Source organism: Geomonas silvestris (assembly GCF_014193515.1).
In the GTDB taxonomy this organism is placed as follows: domain Bacteria; phylum Desulfobacterota; class Desulfuromonadia; order Geobacterales; family Geobacteraceae; genus Geomonas; species Geomonas silvestris.
The window spans coordinates 228,910-248,381 of the sequence record NZ_BLXX01000006.1 but is presented as its reverse complement, the minus strand read 5'-3'; the positions used below and the strand labels follow the sequence as shown (position 1 = coordinate 248,381).

The 19,472-nt window shown below is 61.1% G+C and carries 16 protein-coding genes and 3 tRNA genes; 15 read left to right on the top strand and 4 right to left on the bottom strand.

Going from position 1 to position 19,472, the window contains the following annotated elements:
* From GMST_RS11970 to GMST_RS11930, 9 genes are all read left to right on the top strand, one after another.
* Positions 1–1,269, top strand: coding sequence for a spinster family MFS transporter (locus tag GMST_RS11970; RefSeq protein WP_183354886.1), 1,269 nt, complete (start codon positions 1–3; stop codon positions 1,267–1,269).
* A gap of 493 nt (positions 1,270–1,762) precedes the next feature.
* Entirely contained in the window at positions 1,763–2,422 is a 660-nt protein-coding gene (locus GMST_RS11965) for a glycosyltransferase family 2 protein (RefSeq protein WP_183354885.1), read from the top strand.
* Between the two features lie 52 nt (positions 2,423–2,474).
* Entirely contained in the window at positions 2,475–2,732 is a 258-nt protein-coding gene (locus GMST_RS11960; RefSeq protein ID WP_183354884.1) for a phosphopantetheine-binding protein, read from the top strand.
* 120 nt (positions 2,733–2,852) lie between these two features.
* Positions 2,853–3,698 carry an ACP S-malonyltransferase gene (locus GMST_RS11955; protein WP_183354883.1) on the top strand — a complete coding sequence of 282 codons (846 nt, stop codon included), beginning with the start codon at positions 2,853–2,855 and terminating at the stop codon, positions 3,696–3,698.
* A 183-nt stretch (positions 3,699–3,881) separates the two neighbouring features.
* Complete coding sequence (locus tag GMST_RS11950; protein ID WP_246399481.1) at positions 3,882–4,586, top strand: outer membrane lipoprotein LolB; 705 nt, start codon at positions 3,882–3,884, stop codon at positions 4,584–4,586.
* A gap of 213 nt (positions 4,587–4,799) precedes the next feature.
* Positions 4,800–5,093: a hypothetical protein gene (locus GMST_RS11945; protein WP_183354881.1), complete on the top strand. Its 294-nt coding sequence runs from the start codon at positions 4,800–4,802 to the stop codon at positions 5,091–5,093.
* A 134-nt stretch (positions 5,094–5,227) separates the two neighbouring features.
* Entirely contained in the window at positions 5,228–6,304 is a 1,077-nt protein-coding gene (locus tag GMST_RS11940; RefSeq protein ID WP_183354880.1) for an AI-2E family transporter, read from the top strand.
* A gap of 273 nt (positions 6,305–6,577) precedes the next feature.
* Positions 6,578–7,498 carry a hypothetical protein gene (locus tag GMST_RS11935; RefSeq protein ID WP_371873122.1) on the top strand — a complete coding sequence of 307 codons (921 nt, stop codon included), beginning with the start codon at positions 6,578–6,580 and terminating at the stop codon, positions 7,496–7,498.
* Positions 7,499–7,510: 12 nt separating this feature from the next.
* Complete coding sequence (locus GMST_RS11930; protein ID WP_183354878.1) at positions 7,511–7,798, top strand: hypothetical protein; 288 nt, start codon at positions 7,511–7,513, stop codon at positions 7,796–7,798.
* A gap of 127 nt (positions 7,799–7,925) precedes the next feature.
* Here GMST_RS11930 and GMST_RS11925 read toward each other — a convergent pair whose 3' ends face one another.
* The 3 genes from GMST_RS11925 to GMST_RS11915 all read right to left on the bottom strand — a co-directional run bounded on the left by GMST_RS11925 (position 7,926) and on the right by GMST_RS11915 (position 8,765).
* Positions 7,926–8,270 (bottom strand): ATP-binding protein, encoded by a 345-nt coding sequence (locus GMST_RS11925; RefSeq protein ID WP_183354877.1) that lies wholly within the window; start codon positions 8,268–8,270, stop codon positions 7,926–7,928.
* A gap of 218 nt (positions 8,271–8,488) precedes the next feature.
* Positions 8,489–8,564, bottom strand: a tRNA-Ala gene (locus tag GMST_RS11920).
* 125 nt (positions 8,565–8,689) lie between these two features.
* Positions 8,690–8,765 (bottom strand) — tRNA-Ala (locus tag GMST_RS11915).
* Positions 8,766–8,884: 119 nt separating this feature from the next.
* Between GMST_RS11915 and GMST_RS11910 the strand changes: the two genes are divergently transcribed.
* The 5 genes from GMST_RS11910 to GMST_RS22440 all read left to right on the top strand — a co-directional run bounded on the left by GMST_RS11910 (position 8,885) and on the right by GMST_RS22440 (position 14,395).
* A tRNA-Leu gene (locus tag GMST_RS11910) sits at positions 8,885–8,969 on the top strand.
* Between the two features lie 215 nt (positions 8,970–9,184).
* A complete protein-coding gene (locus tag GMST_RS22445; protein ID WP_183354925.1) occupies positions 9,185–9,709 on the top strand; it encodes an Arm DNA-binding domain-containing protein in 525 nt (174 codons plus the stop codon).
* A gap of 24 nt (positions 9,710–9,733) precedes the next feature.
* On the top strand, positions 9,734–12,370 hold the full coding sequence (locus tag GMST_RS11900; protein ID WP_183354876.1) for a chemotaxis protein CheB: 2,637 nt from the start codon (positions 9,734–9,736) through the stop codon (positions 12,368–12,370).
* 50 nt (positions 12,371–12,420) lie between these two features.
* Entirely contained in the window at positions 12,421–13,758 is a 1,338-nt protein-coding gene (locus GMST_RS11895) for a sensor histidine kinase (protein WP_183354875.1), read from the top strand.
* 511 nt (positions 13,759–14,269) lie between these two features.
* Positions 14,270–14,395: a hypothetical protein gene (locus GMST_RS22440; RefSeq protein ID WP_281380033.1), complete on the top strand. Its 126-nt coding sequence runs from the start codon at positions 14,270–14,272 to the stop codon at positions 14,393–14,395.
* Between the two features lie 250 nt (positions 14,396–14,645).
* On the opposite strand, the gene GMST_RS11890 is transcribed toward GMST_RS22440, so the two are convergent.
* The gene (locus GMST_RS11890) at positions 14,646–16,280 is read right to left on the bottom strand and encodes a sigma 54-interacting transcriptional regulator (RefSeq protein WP_246399462.1); all 1,635 of its coding nucleotides are present in this window, start codon (positions 16,278–16,280) and stop codon (positions 14,646–14,648) included.
* A 483-nt stretch (positions 16,281–16,763) separates the two neighbouring features.
* Between GMST_RS11890 and mgtA the strand changes: the two genes are divergently transcribed.
* The gene (gene mgtA / locus GMST_RS11885) at positions 16,764–19,304 is read left to right on the top strand and encodes a magnesium-translocating P-type ATPase (RefSeq protein WP_198424553.1); all 2,541 of its coding nucleotides are present in this window, start codon (positions 16,764–16,766) and stop codon (positions 19,302–19,304) included.
* The last annotated feature ends 168 nt before the right edge of the window (positions 19,305–19,472 follow it).

Below are 19,472 nucleotides of genomic sequence, written 5' to 3'. Positions count from 1 at the left end.
ATGCCAGCAGAAACCATTTCAAAAACCTACCGCCGCTACGTGCTGGGGCTGCTGCTCGCCGTCAACCTCTTGAACTACATCGACCGGCAGGTGCTCTTCGCCGTTTTCCCGCTCATCAAGAGCGACCTCAACCTCTCCGACACGGCCCTCGGTTTCCTCGGGAGCGCCTTCATGCTGAGCTACATGATGCTCGCGCCGCTGTTCGGTTGGCTGGGGGATCACTGGAGCCGGGTGAAGCTTGCGGCAAGCGGACTGGTGGTCTGGAGCCTCGCCACCGCCCTCGCCGGGCTCGCCCCTGGGTACCGGACGCTTCTGGCTGCCCGGGCCACGGTCGGGGTAGGGGAGGCGAGCTTCGGGACCGTGTCGCCGGGGCTCATCGCCGACTACTTCCCCAAGGAGCGGCGCGGCGAGATCCTCTCCTGGTTCTACGTGGCGATTCCGGTCGGGAGCGCGCTCGGCTACCTCCTGGGCGGCCTGCTCGGGGAGAACTTCGGCTGGCATGCCGCGTTTCTCATGGTCGGCCTGCCGGGGCTTGCCCTGGCCATCCCCATCGCCATGTTGCGCACGCCGCCGCGCGGCGCTGCAGTTCCTGCGCACGGTACGCCGGACGAGGCGGGCGAGGCGGACGCCGTGCCCGAGGGGGTTTCCACGAGCTACCTGGACCTCTTCCGTAATCGCTCCTTTGTCTTCAATACCCTGGCGATGGCCTCGATGACCTTCGCCATCGGCGGCCTGGCCCAGTGGATCCCCTCCTTTTTAAACCGCGCCCACGGACTCAACGTGGCCAAGGGGAACACCCTCTTCGGTGCGACCACGGTGCTCGCCGGCATCCTGGGGACCCTGGCGGGGGGGTGGCTGGGGGATCGCTGGCAGAAAAAGAGCCCCGCCGGGTATCTGCACGTGTCGGGGTGGGGGTTCTTCATCGGCACCCCGTTTGCCGCCTGGGCCATCCTGGCGCCGGATCTCACCACCTGCCTGGGGGCCATCTTCGTGGCCGAATTCTTCCTGTTCCTCAACACCGGGCCGCTCAATACCGTGATCATCAACGTGACCCCACCCACCATGCGGGCCATGGCCTTTGCCGTCAACATCTTCTTCATCCACGCCCTGGGCGACGCCTTCTCCCCCTCGATCCTGGGATGGCTTTCCGACCTCTGGGACCTGCGCAGCGCCCTTTTAATCACCCCGCTTGCCATGGCTTTGGCAGGAGTGCTCTGTTTCGTCTGCGGCTGGTTCGTCGTCAAGGATATGGCCCGCGCCGAGCCCTAGCTGTTCACGCTCGCCCAGCTATCCCATGCTCTGAGCACCCTCGTGCGAACTCACTCCCCTCAAGCCGCAAGCATCGCCTCCTGCGCTTCATGGCTTAACCTGCCTGAGCTGCTGTCTTAGCCGGTTTTCCTGAACAAGGTCGGCACCCCTCCCTATCCTTCGGTACTCAACAGATATTTGTCAGCGCTGTTTGACAGTCCCACCCGCCTACAGTATAAGAGTACGGTGATTAAAAGTGTCTAATTGCGTGCCGCAGGTCCACAGCGAGTGCCTGCACCAGCGCTGTGAAAGTGTGCCGGGGGGGAAGGTCAAGCTTCGGCCGCCCAGGGGCGCGCCCGTGACAGAGGACCGAGTTCCCAACCGGAGCTGTTTCTCGTCGCGGCCAGCATCCTTTTAGGGGCGGATCTTCGCAGCTCCCGCGACACAGCGCTTAAGGCGCAGCATCGCGTAGCGCACCGCCGGGCGCATCCCACGCCCCAGGAGTTCTCATTACATGCACCTCTGCCTGATCATACCCGCCTGCGACGCAGGCCCGCCCCTGTGCGGCACGGTCAGCGAAGCGCTGAAAACCGGCTACCCGGTGCTCGTCGTCGACGACGGATCGAGGGTCTGCAGCTCGGTTTTCCTGGCCGGCCTGCCGGTGACCGTCTTGCGGCACCCGGTGCACCTGGGCAAGGGTAGGGCGTTACAGAGCGGGTTCCAGTGGGCTGCCGACCGCGGCTATTCCGGGGTTATCACCCTCGACGCCGACGCTCGGGATCCCGCGGGTAGCATAAGGGCCCTGGCCGCCGCGGCAAGCTCCGCTGAACCTCAGATCTTCTTGGGAGCGGCGCCGGTGTCGGACGACGAGGCTGACCTGCCGGGGAGGTGCGGACGGTTCGCGGCGTGGTGTCTCAATAAGAAGACCGGCGCATCCGTAGCGCAGGCCTACCCCAGGATCCGCTACTACCCGGGTGCGGTTTTGGCGGGATTGGCACTGGAATCTAAGGGCCCCCGCCTGGAAACCGAGGTGCTGGTCAAGGCTGTGCGTTCCGGGCACCGCATCGGCTCGGTGCCGCTGTCTCCCCCGCGTGCCGAGCGGTTGCCGAAAAGGCCGGTCCCCTCGGCACGTGATGCCTTGACGGTCTGCCTGGCGCTGTTGCGCTACGGCTAACCGGAAGAGGGGGGACCGACCTCGCAAGTCTTTAAGAGTAACGGGAGGGGAGATGAGTGATGAACTCATGCACCAGGTAAAGCACTTCATCATCAACACGCTGCGCAGCGAAGGGCTCACCGTCCACGACCTCGATCCGGACCAGCCCCTCTTCGAGGACGGGCTGGGGCTTGATTCGGTCGATGCCCTGCAGCTCGCCGTGGGGATGGAGCATGCTTTCGGGGTGGTGGTGCCCGACGCGGCCGTCGCCGCCCAGGTTTTCCGCTCGGTGCGCACCATGGCCGAGTACATCGAACTGCACAGCTGCTGAGGTTTCGGTAACCGCTCAGTCGGTTCCCGAGCCTGGACAGAAGACTGCCGAGCCGCGGCCGGATGCGCCGGCGTGGCGCTCAGGTTGCCGTTGCAGGGTAGCCTACCAGGAGAGCCCTAGATGAACTGTTTCATGTTTCCCGGACTGCCTCTGACGGCGGTGGCCAGTTTTCCTGATGACGGCGACTTCTACGAGGTTGCCGAACTGGTGCTGCGCTACGGGCATCATGACCTGCTGACGGGGGCCTGGCCCGGGGAGGAAGGGACTCAGCAGATGGCGTTACAGCTGCAGGGGCTCGCAAGCAGTCTCTACCAGTTGCGCAAGATGGCCAAGATCGGGATAGTGCCGTCGCTGGTCGCGCAGCACGGTCTGGGGATCATTCCCGCCTTGGTGGCCTGCAATTCCATCTCGGAGGCGGCGGCTGTTGAGATCTCGTCCGAGCTTGGGGAGTGCCTGGCGTGCCTGGGGAAGGGGAGGGAGCGTTACGCGCTGGGGGAGATAGCCGGGCTGTCCCTGGAGCGGGTCGAAGAGCTGGCGGCGCAGCATCAGGTCTATCTCGCCAACCACAACACCTCGCTCCACTTCCTCCTCTCCGGCAGGCAGGCGGATATCCACCAAGCCGTGCAGCAGGCGCAGGTCCTGGGTGCCTTTTCCGCCCGCAGCCACCACTGCGATGCCCCTCTGCACTCTCCGCTTCTGGGGGAGATCGAGGAGGCGCTTGGCAAGATCATCGACCGTTTCCGTTATAGAGAACCGGTCTTCCCCCTGATCAACCACCTCAACCAAACCTATCTCGGCGCGCGGGACATCCCGAGGTTTCTTTTGCGCGGGCTGCAGCTTCCGGTCTACTGGGAGCGGACCTACCGGGCCATCGCTGCTGCGGGGGTGGGTACCTGTTATGAGGTCGGCGCCGGGGAATCGCTCAGAAGGTTCAATAAATGGATCGACAGCAACAAGGGAGTCTGATGCCGTAGCGGACTGGTCTGCTGACAGGGAAAGACGCCGGGAGCTGCAAGGGGAAGCGCACCACGAAGGGGCGGCGGATCGACCGGTTTCACAATCAGGACTTGAATGTACCGGGCGGGTCAGGTAAATAGAAACACCGGCGGCTGCACGCCGCACATCCGCAACTCCTCCGCGAGGTCCCTGGTGCCAGTTAGGTTCTTTACACTTTCGTCGCTCTGCCGCTTGGTCGTTTTCCTGGCGGCACTCGCCCTCACTGCCTGCGCTTCGGTGCAGAAACCTCTGACGGGACTGGTTCCCGGCCGCCAGCTCGAGACACTGCAGTCCTCGGTCTCGCTCTCCCTGAAAGCCGGCGAACACGGCACCAGCGGCCGCGGCTACCTGGTGTTCAGCTATCCGGACCGTTTTCACATCGCCGTACTCTCCCCCTTCGGCCTCACCGTGCTCGAGATCTTCAGCGACGGCGACCGGCTCACCTGCATAGTCCCCTCCAGGCAGACGGCCTACCAGGGACGGGCCTCGGAGCTTCCGGCAAACGGTGTGTTCAGAAGCTTTGCCCTTTTCAAATGGGTGGTGGCCCACCAGGCGGATCCCGATCCCTCCCAGTACGGCAGCGAAGTCCTCAACGCGAGCGGAGACCGGGTGCACTACGACAAGTTCGGCCTTATGGATCGCAAGATCTCCCCCGGAGGAGACCGTGCCGATTTTCACGATTACCGAAACGTGAGCGGGGTTCCTTTCCCGGAAGCGATCGAGATCAGGACGGGGCCTACCTCGGCACGCATCGTCTTTGACGAACCCGAAATCAACACCGAAATCGAGCCGGCGGCACTGACACCGAACCTCGAAGGGTACAGCATCCGGCCGCTCGATGAATTCAAAGGGGTATGAATCTAACGGTCGCTATTACTGACTGGTGTCGTCGTCGAAAGAACCGTGCTGCTACTTAGAGCGCGGCCCGTCACTGACACCTCGACCTTAATTGCAGTGATTGTTGCGGTTATTCTTTTCATTATACTTTCTCCTTGGTATGCTTTGTCATGAGGGACCGGGAAGGTTCCAGTATCGATCTCGCCTACTTCCGGGCTCAACCAAGGAGATGACATGAAATACCGACTAATCGCCCAGGCCCTGTCAGTTCTTGCACTAACGGTTCTGCTCGGAGCATGCTCTGCTGCGCGCACCGCGAGGCCTGCAGCGGCCCCCACGGTGCCGCCCAAACCGATCACCATCCCGATCGGGAAAAACTGGCAGGTGATCGAAGAGGCACCCCAGCTCACCGATGAACGGACCAACCGGCCCGCGTTTCAAAGCGAACAGTCTGTGCAGCCCCCGGGTGCTCCCCCGACGACGCCCTCCGACGTCCGCAAACTTGAGACTCCGGGCACCGCGCGCTGACCAGATGCTGATCCGCTCACGGGGGAATCCCGCTGCGGAGGACTCCGATTCTGCTGCCCTGCCGCGTGTGCAGGGAGCTCACGCCGGTCCCCGGACCTGCCGTACCACCTACTTGACCCGGACAGGTGCCCCTTATGGATAAAAAGATCTATGTGAGCTTCTTGGCGGCCTTTTTCACCATTGCAGCCCTCGCGGTGATCGGACTTCTGGCCACGCCGATCGCCGCACCGCTTGCCTGGGCACTGATCATTGGAATTGCGACCCTGCCGCACTACAACCGGATACTGAAACACTTCCCGGAACGCCCGGGAAAGGCAGCCGGCTTGATGGTTCTCATCGTGACCATCTGCTTCATCCTTCCTCTGGCCGCCTTCGTCACCACCATCGTCGTCAACGCCAGTGACTGGTACCACGAGGCAGAACAGCTGGTCCAGGAGTTTGCGCGCACCGGCGCCAACACCATAAGCCATCTCCCCCTAGTGGACCGGTTCACCTCGATTACCCAGAAGCTCGGCGTCGACCTCAAGGGGATGGGAGCCAAGGCCGCTGCGGCCTCCTCCTCGTTTCTCCTCGAACTGGCCACCAACACGGCGCGCAGCCTGGCGGACCTGCTGTTCACCCTGGCGGTCGCCCTTTTTATCCTCTTTTTCATCTATCGCGACGGGGAGCGCACCGTCTCCGCGGCGATCGACCGCTTCGCCTCCAATCCCGCGGCTGCCCACCGCTACGTGAACCAGATCCGCTCCATCACCACCTCGGTAACGGTAGGCACCATCCTGACCTGCTGTGCTCAAGGGGTCACCGCGGGACTTGGCTACTTCGTTGCCGGGGTTCCCGCCCCGGTTCTGTGCGGAGCGCTCACTGCGGTCGCTGCGCTTATTCCGGTGGTGGGGACCGGCGTGGTCTGGGTCCCGCTGGCGGCGCTCATCGCCCTGAACGGCGCCTATCTCAAGGCCGGTCTGCTGGCGCTTTGGTGCCTTCTCTTCGTGGGGCTCGCCGACAACGCCATTAGGCCACTCGCTATCGGGGCCACGGGGGACATACCGGTTTTGGCGATCGTTCTCGGCGCGATCTGCGGCGTCTTCAGCCTCGGTATCCTTGGGCTCATCCTGGGGCCGGTGATCTTCGCCATCCTGATCTCCCTGTGCGCCGACCTGATCACCCCCCAGAGGGTGGCCGCGGACGATGCTGCGTCCCAAGACGCTCGCTGATTCTCTTTCGGTAGGTAGCACATTTTGAAAGTGACTGTCGGCAAAAGGGCCGCGGTTCGGGTGTTTCCGGGCCGGGCCCTTTTTTGTGGGCGTGCCCGGCAGCGCGGGCCGCCGTACCTGTCAGATGGGATAGATGCATTTCCTCGATTAGGAGTATCATGGTTCACAGGTAGTGACACACCATAAGCTGTCAGAGCGCGGTCTGCTCGTGAACCGGAGGTACCTATGACCGGAAACAGACGAAGGCTCCGACTGGATTGGCTTCGAGGAGGGGTGCTTTTGATCCTGGTCCTTGCCGCTTTGTTCCTGGCCGCCCCGGCATCTGCCGATGAGGTGAGCTCCGGAGCGGCCAAGGCGCTGCTCGCCAAATATCCGTCGGTGCTTCCCAAACTGCAGCACAATCTCTTCGGAGCGCCGATCTACCTCGATTCCTTTGAGAACAAGGGGACGGCCGAGGTTGACATGTACGGCGTTTTCAATCACCCCTTCCACCAGGTGAAGGATGCCCTCGCGGTCCCGGCTAACTGGTGTGATATAACCTCGCTGCATATCAACATCAAGGCCTGCACCGCAAAACAGTCCGGCGGAACCTGGCAGGTTACCATGTACAGCGGCAGGAAGTACTACCAGCCACCGGGTGATGCCTATCCGCTCAAACTCGCCTTTCGCGTGGTGGCGCAGCAACCGGACTACCTCAGCGTCGCCCTCCAGGGGGACCAGGGGCCGCTCAGGACCAAGGATCACCGGATCAGGTTGGAGGCGGTCCCGCTCGATGACGGCAAGAGTTTTATTCATTTCAGCTACTCCTACCGTACCGGCACCATGGCCACCATGGCCATCAAAAGCTACTTCGCCACCATAGCTCGGGACAAGGTGGGGTTTAGTACCGTTGCGGGACAAGACGGCAGGCCGACCCTGGTGACCGGTGTACGGGGGGCGGTGGAACGCAATGCCGTGCGATACTACCTGGCCTTGGAGTGTTTCCTGGACGCGCTCCAGGTGCCGGAAAAGGAGCGCTTTGAGCGCAGGATCAGCGAGTGGTACGACATGACCGCCCGCTACCCGCGTCAGCTTAAGGAACTGGAGAAGAACGAGTATCTCACCAACAAAAGACGGGAGTTGCAAAACCAGCTGGCGCTAAAGAAGGCAGCTGGCGCAGGTCCTGTGGCGGGGAAGAACAACGAAGAGAGTTAAGGAGGTTTAGCGATGCGTGTGAAATCAGTGAGCGCGATGCTGCCGGCGCTGCTTCTTGCCGGCGTCTTGACCTGCGGCGCAGAAACCGCGTCACAGAACACGGAGGACACCGGTCAGGGTGTCAAGGAGAACCGTCAGGGGGGTGGTCACGAGATCAAAAAAGCCGGCCAGAAAACGGGACATGAGCTTAAAAAGGCAGCGAAGAAGACGGGAAAGGCGCTGAAAAAGGCCGGCACCGAAACCGGCAAGACCGTGAAAAGGGCAGGGGAAAAGACCAAGGAGGCGGTGAAGGGGGAATAGGTGCGAGCTACGAGCCGCACTCCTGCAGCGTGAAGTAGAAGATGGCCCCTTTCCCGGGGATTCCCCAGGCCCAGATCCTGCCGCTGTGGCGTTCGATTATGCGCCGCACGCAGGTAAGACCGGTGCCCTAACCTGCCAGGCGGTCGTTGTCGTGCAGGTGCTGGAAGGGGTGGAACAACCTGGCGGCGTCGGCAGGATCAAAGCCGACGCCGTTGTCGCGCATCAGGAAGGCCTTTCCTTCGGGGCTCGCTGCAAACTCTATCACGGCAGGAGATCTGCCGGTGGTGTACTTCCAGGCGTTGCTGAACAACTTGCGCAGGGCGATCTTGATGAGGGTAGGGTCGCCGGTTGCCGTCAATGCCGGCTGAATAGAGACGTTGACGTGACGCTCCTGCTGCAGTGAGCCACGCACGCACCAGGGTGATCTGGCTCGCAGTACAGGGGGGGGGACTATCTTGGGAGTCTCGTTCATGGACCCTCCAGGTGTGCGGTAGCACTGAGACGGCCCAGGGGCTTGCTGCACAACCGCTGGGCGCTGGGACAGCGGGAAGCGTCGTCTTTATGTTAAAGCAGTTCGGGATTTTTTCCGGCAGCGGGGGACGCTAGATGGGTATTGGCAAATCGAGGGAAGAGGATCGAAAACGAAAAAAAGCATCCAAGAGTTGAGTCTCAGATGCTTGTGGTAAGTGATGGTGGAGCTGATCAGGATCGAACTGACGACCTCTTGAATGCCATTCAAGCGCTCTCCCAACTGAGCTACAGCCCCATCGAAGTTCCAACTTGTACCATTTGGTTGTCTCGTTGTCAATACTAATTGAAGTAGAGACGCCCTCTGCTGCTTTCAACAAAAAAGCATCCAAGAGTTGAGTCTCAGATGCTTGTGGTAAGTGATGGTGGAGCTGATCAGGATCGAACTGACGACCTCTTGAATGCCATTCAAGCGCTCTCCCAACTGAGCTACAGCCCCATCAAAGGAGTTCCGTTTATAACATCGGGCAAGTGGGCTGTCAATAATTTTTTACGGTACCCTTTGCCAATTTCATTCTTGACCTTGGCAAAACCATTGGGTATACTCCGCGGACACTTGCCGGAGTGGTGAAATTGGTAGACGCACTGGACTCAAAATCCAGCGGAGCAATCCGTGCCGGTTCGACCCCGGCCTCCGGTACCACCAGCTAGTTTTTGGAAGGTTACATAGGTTTAAGAAACAGAAAAGGCCCTGAGAAATCAGGGCCTTTTCTGTTGGTATGGTCCACCAAGGTCTCTGGAGGTCTACTGTAGTCCAGGAGATCCATGGGGGCCTGCCCCAAAGGGCACAAAAAAGGCCCCCAAAAGGAGGTAAAGACTCATGCCTAAAAGGATTCCTCCTCTTTCAGATATCCAGATATCCCGGTCGAAACCGGCCCCAAGAAAGTACAAACTTTTCGATGGCGGGGGGCCGTACCTCTTGATCACCCCACGGGCGGAAAGCTTTGGTACTTCAAATGCCGCTTCGCCGACAAGGAGAAAAAGCTCTCCTTCGGCGCTTATCCCGCGGTCTCTCTTTCCGAGGCCCGCAAATCACGAGATCAAGCAAGGGAAATGATCGCCAGGGGAGAAGACCCCGGTGTGGCCAGAAAGGCCGAGAAAGCGGCACAAGTTGCCGAAGGGGAAAACACCTTCGAAACTGTGGCGAGAGAATGGTTTAAGCGCTTCAGGGCGGTCACGGGCGAGTCTAACCGTTTTTTCCTCGATGCGAGCCGCGCTAAAGTGCTTGGCCGTCAGGCGGGAGACCTGCTCGCGAAACGACTGCAGCTAGTTGTGGTCCGGGTCAGCTCGCGGATCATCGACTCCAGGATGACGAATGCCCGGGTCAGCAGGAAAAACTCCGGAGGGTTGTTGGGGCTTATGCTGAATTTTCGAGACTTTTAATAAAGCAGTGCTATATTGGTTCACATGAAAAGAATCAAGACAAAGACGTCCAGCTCAAGAAGCACCCCCTGCGATGCTGCGGAACAGGCAGTTGCCAGCCCGCGGGAACTCTCCTTCCCCATTGTCGGCGTCGGCGCCTCAGCGGGAGGACTGGAGGCCCTGGAGCAGTTCCTGCGGGGCGTACCGCCGGACAGCGGCATGGCATTCGTCGTCATCCAGCACCTGGACCCGACGCATCAGGGGCTCTTGCCTGAGCTGCTGCAACGTGCCAGCGGCATGACGGTATATCAGGTGAAAGACCGGATGCGGGTCAGGCCGAACTGCGTCTATGTGATCCCTCCCAACCGGGACATGTCGATTTTGCACGGGATCTTGCACCTGTTCGAGCCGACGGCGCCGCGCGGCCTGAGGCTCCCCATCGACTTCTTCCTGCGCTCCCTGGCCGAGGACCGACAGCAGCATAGCGTCGGCGTGATCCTCTCCGGCATGGGGTCGGACGGTACCGCGGGGCTAAGGGCCATCAAGGAAAAGGCCGGTCTCGGGCTGGTCCAGAAGCCCGAGACCGCTAAGTTCGACAGCATGCCCAGAAGCGCCATCGATGCAGGACTTGCCGACCTGGTGGCACCGGCACAGGAGCTGCCTGGCAAGATCGCCGAATACCTGCGCCACTCCCAGCTGATCGCCAAGGTGGAAGGGGCGCAGGAGGAGAAGGACCAAAGCTCCCTGGAGAAGGTGCTCATCCTGCTGCGAGCCAAGACCGGCCACGATTTTTCCCCGTACAAGAAAAACACCGTGTACCGCCGCATCGAGCGGCGCATGGGGATCCATCAAATCGACCGGCTCGTCACCTATGTCCGCTACCTGCAGGGAAACCCTCAGGAGCTCGATCTGCTCTTCAACGAGCTTCTGATCGGGGTCACTAACTTCTTCCGGGATGGGACTGCTTGGGAGTTCCTGCGGGACGAGGCCCTCCCGGCGCTGCTGGCCGAGCGGCAGGGCGGGGTGCTGAGGGTATGGTCGGCGGGCTGCTCCACCGGAGAGGAGGCCTATTCGCTGGCGATAGTGTTTAGGGAGGCCCTGGAGCGGAGCCATGCCGCGGAGAAGTTCCAGCTGCAGATCTTTGCCACCGATCTGGACCGCGACGCCATAGACCGTGCCCGTCAAGGAAGTTACCCGGCCAACATCGCGTCGGACGTGTCATCCGAACGGTTGCACCGGTTCTTCACTAAGGAGGAGAACGGCTACCGGGTCGGCAAGGAGATCCGCGGCGCCGTCACCTTCGCTACGCAAAACCTCATCATGGATCCCCCCTTTACCAAGCTGGACCTTTTGGCCTGCCGCAACCTGTTGATATACTTGACTCCGGAGGTCCAAAGACAGCTCCTTCCGATATTCCACTATGTCCTGAAACCGGGCGGCATCCTGTTCCTTGGGAGTGCGGAGTCGCTGAACAGCAGCGGCGAGCTCTTTACCCCCTTAAACCTCAAGGCGCGGCTTTTTCAGCGGCGCGAATCCGCCTTGCCACTGGAGCCGCTGGCCTTTCCTCCCGCCTTGGTCCCGGCCCTGTCCGGAGTTCATAAGGAAACCATCGTGGCGAAGCCCGCAGACAACCTCCAGGCGCTCGCCGACCAGTTGTTGCTGCAGAGCTTTTCCCCTCCAGCAGTGCTGGTCAACGGCAAAGGCGACATCCTCTACATAAGCGGGCGAACGGGCAAGTATCTCGAGCCTGCGGCCGGCAAGGCCAACTGGAACATCTTCGCCATGGTCCGCAAGGGGCTGCGCTTCGAGCTGGGGGTCGCCTTCGAGAAGGCGCTCAGGCAGAAGGAGGCGGTGACAGCCCCGGCGCTCAAGCTCGGGGAGGGCCCCGGCAGCCAGGATGTCGACATCATCGTTCAGACCGTCGAGGAGCCGCAGGCGCTTCGGGGTCTGGTGATGGTGGTGTTCAAGGATCGGCCGGTGCTCGAGAACAGGAAAAGGAGGCCCCGCTCCGGCGCCATTTCCGAGACCTGCGACAGGGTGCAGGAACTGGAGCGGGAACTCCAGCACCTGTCGGAAAAACTGCAGGTCTCCCGCGAGGAGATGCAATCGTCCCAGGAAGAGCTCAAGTCCGCCAACGAAGAGTTGCAGTCCACCAACGAGGAGCTGCAGTCCACCAACGAGGAGCTGACCACGTCGCGGGAAGAGCTGCAGTCCTTAAACGAAGAGCTGCAGACGGTGAATGCCGAACAGCAGTCCAAGATGGGCGAGCTGGCGCGGACCAACAACGACATGAGGAACCTTCTGAACAGTACGGAGATACTCACCGTTTTCCTGGATTCCCGTTGCCGTATACGCCGCTACACCAAGGGAGTCGAGAAGCTGTTCAAGCTGATCCCCGGGGATGTGGGGAGGCCCCTTGACGACATCGTGAATCACCTGGTGTACCCTGAATTGGTCGCGGACGTGGACGAGGTGCTGCGCACCCTGGTCTTTTCGGAGAAGCAGGTCGCCACCGTCGATAAGCGCTGGTTCCTGGTGCGCATCATGCCCTATCGGACCATCGATGAGGTGATCGACGGGGTGGTGATCACCTTTTCGGACATTACGGCTGCCAAGAGGCTGGAGGCGGAACTGCGCGAGGAGAATGCGCGACTTATGAAACGGCTGGAAACCGGAAGCTAGCGCAGCTGCCGCGCGTAAGGGGCGTACCTGCCGGTGAGGGACACGAGGTTATGTCTAAGGATGCAGGGTTGATAACGGCAGAGGAACTGCGCCGCCGGGCCGAAGGGCGTCTGCGGGAGAAGGCCGCGCAGCTCGAGGTCCCCAGGAGCCCCGAAGAGATGCTGCGGCTCATCCATGAGTTCGAGGTGCACCGGATCGAGCTCGAGTTGCAAAATGCCGAGCTGATGCGGGCCCGGGACGAGGCGGACCGGATCTCCGAAAAGTACACCGACCTCTACGATTTCGCACCGGTGGGCTATTTCACGCTGGACCGGTCCGGAGCCATCAAGGCGGCGAACCTCATGGGAGCGAGCCTCTTGGGGGTCGAGCGCGGCCGGCTTGCGAGGCGGCGCATGGGTGCCTTCGTGCCGACCAGCGCGCGCCCTTTCTTCTCAGATTTCCTGGCCAGGGCCTTTGAGCTGCAGGCAAAACTGTCCTGCGAAATGCCTTTCTCCCCGGAAGGAGGGGAAACGCTCTTTTTGCAGATCGAGGTGGTGCCCGACGCCGCTGGCCAGGAGTGTCGCGTCGCGGTCATCGACATAACCGAGCGCCGGCGTGCCGAGAGGGAACTTGCCGAAAAAAGGCGGGACCTCGAGGAAATGAACAGATTCCTGGAACTGCGCATCGCCAAGGCGGTGGAGCAACTGCGTCAAAAAGACGAAATGTTAATACTGCAGGACCGTCTAGCCGTCATGGGCGAGATGATCAACAACATCGCCCACCAGTGGAACCAGCCGCTGAACTCCCTGGGGCTTATGATCCAGCAGTTGCCGATGTTTTATGCCGTGGGCAAACTAAGCGGCGACGTACTGAAGGAAACTTCAGAAAAAGCGATGGCTCTCGTCCAGCACATGTCGCAAACCGTCGAGGCTTTCCGCAACCTTTTCAAGGTCGATAAGGAAACGACCACCTTCAGGGTCAACAAGGTGATCGCGCGCACCCTCTCCCTGGTGCAAAAGACGTTGCAGGACCAGGGGATCGCGGTGTATTTCCAGCAGGAAACCGACCCGACTGCCACGGGCTTTCCCAACGAATATTCCCAGGTGCTTCTCAATATCCTCCTCAATGCAAGGGACGCGCTGGTCGAGCGTCAGGTCGACTCACCCCGGATTTCCATCCAAGCGGCCATGCTTGGGGGGCGATCGGTGGTCACTATAAGCGACAACGCGGGCGGCATCCCCGACGAGATCCTGGACCGGATCTTCGATGCCTACTTCACCACCAAGGGACCCGACAAGGGAACCGGAATCGGTCTCTTCATGTCCCGGACCATCATCGAAAAAAGCATGAAGGGGCGGCTCACGGCGCGTAACGTGCCAGGGGGCGCCGAGTTCAGAATCGAGGTCTAGATCCCCTGCAGGTGCGGCTTGTACCGATTCGGATTTTCTATCCCAGCGCCGTCCCCGGTGTGGGTCCCCCCTGCTTGGCCACCTCCTGTCCCGAAGGCCACCCTGCCTGCCGACATCTCCGTCACACGTCGCGGTTACGTTAATCTTGGTAGTTCCACCCAAAATGGCACGAACTCTTGCCGTCTAGTCTACCCGAGGGAAAGCAAGGCCGCGGCTGGACTTTTGGGGTCTCATCTCAGCACCCTTTGGCCCGGATGCGCAAGTACGGCATCTTGCGCCGGTACCGTGCTGCCAGCTAAGCGGCGCACGGCTGCTCCGCCATATATGGCAGGAGTGCGACATGCGACGGTCCCTTGCGACGGATTTTCCTGGGCAGAGGGGGCTTACCTCGAAATTCCCGCGTCTTTGCGGCCTGTTGCGCGCCCAGGTTCGCATCCGCTTCCGTCTGGCCCGCTCGTTGCAAGTTCACTGGTGCAGAAGTAACGACTTCCCGCGGTACCAGGAGACGGACATGAGTAAAGGCAAGGACAGCAAGAAGGCTTCCAAGAAGGCACCAGCCAAGACCCAAAAAGAGAAGAAGGCGGATAAGAAGCTCAAAAAGGACGAAAAAACGGCCGGCCTGAAGGTTACCGTCTGACCGGACCTGCCTGTCGCGTGCTTTTGGTAGGGAGGGGCTTGGGACACAACGCTTCGGGGAAAGGCACCCCCGCACGGTAAACGAGGTGCCGGAGGAGCTAAGCTTATGTTGACAATCATTGGTGCAGCCGTATTCTACGCCGCCGTCCTGGCGATTTTGAACAGAGGGCCCATGGACCGGCACTTGGCCCGCAGCACGGCATACTGGGCGCGCTACAAAACCAACGGGCAGCGTCATCCGTAAGGGCTGGTTACCTGCGGACGATGCCGAATTTACGCATCCGCGCCCGCAAAGTACTGGCATTGATGCCGAGCAGCCCAGCCGCACCGTGTTTTCCCTCGATGCGCCAGCCGGTCCTTAACAAAACGCTCAAGATGTGATCGCTCTCGAGGACGGAGAGCGCCTTCACGCCAGCCCCCCCCGTCGCTCCGCCGACTCCGTCCGGAGCCGGAGCCGCGCCGTCTTGTTCCCTTACAGGGAAACTGTCGAACCGGTCCAGCACCTGGAGAGTGCTCCCCTGGCTGGTGATGACCGCACGCTCGATGACGTTTTCCAGTTCACGGACATTGCCCGGCCAGTGGTAGCCCTTGAGGGCCTCCAGTGTCTCCTTCGTTACCGTCCTTACCGTTTTGCCGATCTTCTTGTTGAACTTGGCCAGGAAGTGCTCGACAAGCAGCGGGATGTCCTCGCTGCGCTGCCTAAGTGGCGGAATGGTGATAGGGAAGACATTGAGGCGGTAGTAGAGGTCCTCCCGGAAGCGGCCCTCACGGATCTCCGTCACCAGGTTCCGATTGGTGGCCGCGATGATCCGGACGTCGGTCTTGAGGGTGATGTTGCCGCCCAACCGCTCGAACTCGCCGTCCTGGATTACCCGGAGCAGTTTGCCCTGCAATTCCAGCGGCATGTCGCCTACTTCGTCCAGGAACACGGTGCCGCCGTCGGCCAGTTCGAAACGCCCGATCTGGCGGGCAAATGCACCGGTGAAGGCGCCCTTTTCCCGCCCGAAGAGCTCGCTTTCCACCAGCGTCGCCGGCAAGGTGGTGCAGTTGACGGTAATCATGGGGCGCCCCTTGCGGGGGGAGCCGGCGTGGATGGCACGAGCCACCATCCCCTTGCCGGTGCCGGTTTCGCCCAAAAGCAGCACGGTGGCATTCATGGGGCTGACCTGTTCCACCTGCCGGTTCACGTTGGCGAGGGCCTGGCTCTGGCCGATGATCTCGCCGAAGTTGAACTGCCGGGCGACCTCCTGCTGCAGGTAGTTGTTTTCGGCCTGAAGCCGGTCCTTCAGTCGCTTTATCTCCAGGTAGGCGTTTTGCAGCGCCTCTTCGGCCCTGCTGCGCTCCTCGATTTCCCGGGTGAGCTGTTCGTTGCTGCGGGCGAGCTCCGCGGTGCGCTGCGATACGGTAATCTCGAGGTTGTTGTGAGATTTTTGCAGGTCTTCCTGCAGGCGTCTGGCGAGGGTGCCGTCGACGACCGAGCAGAGAACGCGGATGAAGCCGTCCTTGCCGACGCGGTCGCTGACCCTGATGCTGCGGAACCTGCCGTAAACGATCGAACCGTTTTTTCCGGAAAGCCTGATCTCGCACTGCTGGAGATGGGGATGCTGCACTACCCCGGCCAGGTAGCGGGGGAAAAACTCCCTCCCTTGCGCGTCGGCGAGGTAACGGGTAAAGGGGGTGCCGACCAGCTGGCGCCGCTCGACTCCCAGTAGCTGTGAACCTGCCAGGTTAACCTGGCGTACCACTCCGCAGCTGTCGAAGGTGAAGTAGGCAACGGGGGCGAAGTCGTAGAGTTCGGCCAGGTCGTTGCGCGAGATCTCCAGCTGTTCTCGGGCCTGCCGCAGCTCCTCGTTTTGCGATTCGAGCTCGATCTGATGGATTTCCAATTCCTGGACAAGCCTCCGCATCGCCTCCCGGGTCATAGGCGGTTGCGGCGAGACCGGTCCGGCAATGAGCCGGTGCCGCACGGTAGGCCGTTTTTTTCCGCTTACAACTGAAGCGCTCTCGTCGTTTCCACTGTCCATGCTGTACGCCTCGAATTTGAACCAGGTGCGGTTGGGAAAAGAGCTACTACAAAGGTCCATGAAACTCCTTGACTGGCTCATTCTCAGAGTAACACCTATTCCATAATCTGACTAATGTTTATTAATTCAAAGACGCTTGCTTACAGTAGGCAACTTAAACACAGGGTAGGTCGGTTGGCAGATTCATGCGGTGGCTCAAAGGCTGGGAGTCGCCAGGCACAACAGGGCCAGGCGACCTTGTTATCCGTGTGATACACTGTCATAGAGCGAGGCTGTCGCTGGCGAGTTCTAGATTTCCGCTCAATGAGAACTGTCTGGTTAAAAGCCGCCCGGAGGTGATCTAGAGTGTCCCTGCCTGAAGACACATCGCAGTCGCCGTTTTGGCAGCTTCCCATCGGAATCCTGCTGGAACAACTCGGTTCAACCCCCGAGGGGCTCAGCAGCCCCGAAGCGGCCCGCCGCCTGATGCGCTACGGACCCAACCTGATACACGGGGAGCGCAAAAGGGCTCTCATCCTGCAGTTTCTCGGCAAGTTCCGCAATCCCTTGGTGATCATCCTGCTGACGGCCAGCACCCTTTCCGCCTTCACCGGCGACACGGCCAGCTTTTTCATAATCGGCGTCATCGTCCTTATCAGCGTGAGCCTTGATTTCGTTCAGGAACAGCGCGCCGGGCACGCAGCCGAGGGGCTGCGCCAATCGGTTGCGGTTCGGGGCAGGCTTTTGCGCGACGGCCGGCCCCAGGAGCTGCCCCTGGCCGAGATGGTGCCGGGAGACGTGGTGCTGCTTGCCGCAGGCGACCTGGTCCCTTGCGACGGCCGGGTGCTGGAGGCCAGGGACTTCTTCATCAACCAGGCCCTTTTGACCGGGGAGGCCTATCCCGTGGAGAAATCCCCGGTGGAGCTCCCGGACGAGTTGCAGGTACTTAGCGCCCTCAATACGGTCCTTCTGGGGACCTCGGTGGTAAGCGGTACGGCCAGGGTGCTCATGTGCCGCACCGGGCAGGCTACCGAGTTGGGCGGCATTGCCGACACCCTGCTTGCAAAGCCACCGCCCACCGCATTCGAAACCGGCATCCGCGACTTCGGGATTCTCATCATGCGTATGACGGTGCTCCTGGTCCTGTTCGTACTGCTCGTCAATACCTACTTCCACCGCCCCTGGCTGGAGTCGTTTCTCTTTGCCGTAGCCCTCGCGGTGGGGCTCACCCCGGAGCTCCTCCCCATGGTGGTCTCGGTGACCCTGGCGCGGGGGGCGCTGCGCATGGCGGCGCTCAAGGTAATCGTGAAGCGGCTCGCCGCAATCCACAACCTCGGAAGCATGGATGTCTTCTGTACCGACAAGACCGGCACCCTGACCGAGGCGCGCATCCACTTGGAGCGCCACCTGACCCCTCTGGGCCAAGAGAGCCGCCGGGTCCTGGAATTGGCCTACGTTAATAGTTACTTCGAAACCGGACTGAAAAGTACCCTGGACGACGCCATTCTGGAGCACACCGAGGTTGACGTCAGCGGCTGGCTGAAGATCGACGAGGTGCAGTTCGACTTCGAGCGGCGCAGAATATCGGTACTCCTTGAAAGGGGGGAAGAACGGGTGTTGGTGGTGAAGGGCGCCCCGGAGGATATTCTGCGGCTCTCCACGAGCTTTGAGACGGACGGGACGCAAGCCCCCCTGGACGAAAAGGCACGCCTGAACATCAACGCGCAGTTCGAATCTCTTAGCCGTGCCGGCTTCCGGGTGTTGGGGATTGCCTCGCGTCAGGTGGGGAAAGAGCACCCCCATGCGGTGGTGGGGGACGAATCCGAGCTGGTCCTGGCGGGCTTTGCCGCGTTCCTGGACCCGCCCAAAAAAAGCGCGGCGGCATCCCTTGCAGGCTTTGCCGCCGACCGGGTGGCGGTCAAGATCCTCACCGGGGACAACGAACTGGTAACCCAACACATCTTTGCCGAACTGGGGCTTCCGGTCACTGGGGTCCTGACCGGCAGCCAGATCCAGGAAATGGACGACGCTGCGCTCGCCGCGCGAGTTGAGCAGGTGAACCTGTTCTGCCGGGTCACCCCAGTCCAGAAAAACCGCATCATCCTCGCGCTCAAAAAGCGCGGCCACGTGGTCGGGTACCTGGGTGACGGGATCAACGACGCCCCCTCGCTGCATTCGGCAGACGTGGGGATCTCGGTAGACAGCGCGGTAGACGTTGCCAAGGCGGCCGCCGACATGATCCTTCTGGAACAGGACCTGGGAGTGCTGCATTCAGGTGTCCTGGAGGGGCGACGCACCTTCGGAAACATCATGAAATACATCATGATGGGGACCAGTTCCAACTTCGGCAACATGTTTTCCATGGCGGGGGCCTCGCTCGTGCTCCCCTTTCTCCCCATGTTGCCGGTGCAGATCCTGCTCAACAACCTGCTCTACGATGTCTCGGAGCTTCCCATTCCCCTGGACCGGGTGGATGACGATTACCTGAGCCGGCCCAGGCGCTGGGACATGAAATTCATCCGCAACTTCATGCTGATCATCGGTACTGTCAGCTCGGCCTTCGACTTTCTCACCTTCTACCTCATGCTGGCGCTCTTCCATGCCGGCGAGGCGCTGTTCCACACCGGCTGGTTCATCGAATCCATGGCGACCCAGGTGCTGGTCATCTTCGTGATCCGTACCAGGAAGGGGCTCCTTAAAAGCCGCCCCAACCCCTGGCTCGTTGCCTGCTCGCTTACCGTGGTGGCGGTAGCCGCGCTGTTGCCGTGCACGGGCGCCGGCACGGCACTTGGCTTCGTGATGCCGCCCGCCAGGTTTTTCCTGGTCCTGGCCGTCCTCCTCGTCGCGTATCTCCTCGCTGTGGACCTAATCAAGCGCTGGTTTTTTCGCCGTTTCGCCCCCGAGTAGCGTAACCTGAGCCAGCCAAAACACACCTAGGATATCGTGTCCCCATCGCAAAAACGGTGGCAGCGCAGCAGCATCGAGACGACCGGCCGGGTGGGTTTCATCGGTGACTGCCCCCGAAGCTATCCAACTCGGCAACGGTGCCGGCGGCAGGGAAGGCTCGCCTGGGAT

What these genes read in the sequence shown, in the direction of transcription:
- GMST_RS11970 (WP_183354886.1), top strand. Translation starts at nt 1, where the DNA reads ATGCCAGCAGAAACCATTTCAAAAACCTACCGCCGCTACGTGCTGGGG.
- GMST_RS11965 (WP_183354885.1), top strand. Translation starts at nt 1,763, where the DNA reads ATGCACCTCTGCCTGATCATACCCGCCTGCGACGCAGGCCCGCCCCTG.
- GMST_RS11960 (WP_183354884.1), top strand. Translation starts at nt 2,475, where the DNA reads ATGAGTGATGAACTCATGCACCAGGTAAAGCACTTCATCATCAACACG.
- GMST_RS11955 (WP_183354883.1), top strand. Translation starts at nt 2,853, where the DNA reads ATGAACTGTTTCATGTTTCCCGGACTGCCTCTGACGGCGGTGGCCAGT.
- GMST_RS11945 (WP_183354881.1), top strand. Translation starts at nt 4,800, where the DNA reads ATGAAATACCGACTAATCGCCCAGGCCCTGTCAGTTCTTGCACTAACG.
- GMST_RS11940 (WP_183354880.1), top strand. Translation starts at nt 5,228, where the DNA reads ATGGATAAAAAGATCTATGTGAGCTTCTTGGCGGCCTTTTTCACCATT.
- GMST_RS11930 (WP_183354878.1), top strand. Translation starts at nt 7,511, where the DNA reads ATGCGTGTGAAATCAGTGAGCGCGATGCTGCCGGCGCTGCTTCTTGCC.
- GMST_RS11925 (WP_183354877.1), bottom strand. Translation starts at nt 8,270, where the DNA reads ATGAACGAGACTCCCAAGATAGTCCCCCCCCCTGTACTGCGAGCCAGA.
- GMST_RS11900 (WP_183354876.1), top strand. Translation starts at nt 9,734, where the DNA reads ATGAAAAGAATCAAGACAAAGACGTCCAGCTCAAGAAGCACCCCCTGC.
- GMST_RS11895 (WP_183354875.1), top strand. Translation starts at nt 12,421, where the DNA reads ATGTCTAAGGATGCAGGGTTGATAACGGCAGAGGAACTGCGCCGCCGG.
- GMST_RS22440 (WP_281380033.1), top strand. Translation starts at nt 14,270, where the DNA reads ATGAGTAAAGGCAAGGACAGCAAGAAGGCTTCCAAGAAGGCACCAGCC.